The sequence below is a fragment of the Micromonospora sp. HM5-17 genome, from assembly GCF_003762835.1.
Classification (GTDB): Bacteria; Actinomycetota; Actinomycetes; order Mycobacteriales; family Micromonosporaceae; genus Plantactinospora.
Map to the genome: position 1 here is coordinate 1 of NZ_RJWA01000051.1, position 230 is coordinate 230.

The window sequence follows — 230 nt, forward strand, 5'->3', positions numbered from 1 at the left end:
GACGGTGGTCGGAGGGTGGGCGCTGTCCTGGCCGGACTGGTGAGCTTCGCGAACCCGTCGATGATCGTGATTGGCGGTGGGTTGGCTCAGCTCGGCCATATTCTCCTCGCCGAGATTCGGAGTGTGGTGTATCGCCGGTCGTTGCCGTTGGCGACGGGGAATTTGCCGGTGGTCCTGTCCGAGCTGGGCAGCCGGGCGGGGGTTGTCGGTGCGGCCGTTCTTGCTTCCGA

Annotated in this window: 1 protein-coding gene; it reads left to right on the plus strand. The window is 66.1% G+C overall.

Annotated elements, in window-relative coordinates; translation table 11 throughout:
• Positions 1–230, plus strand: a 230-nt coding sequence (locus EF879_RS26890) for an ROK family protein (RefSeq protein WP_123563391.1), incomplete at both ends; no start/stop codon positions are given.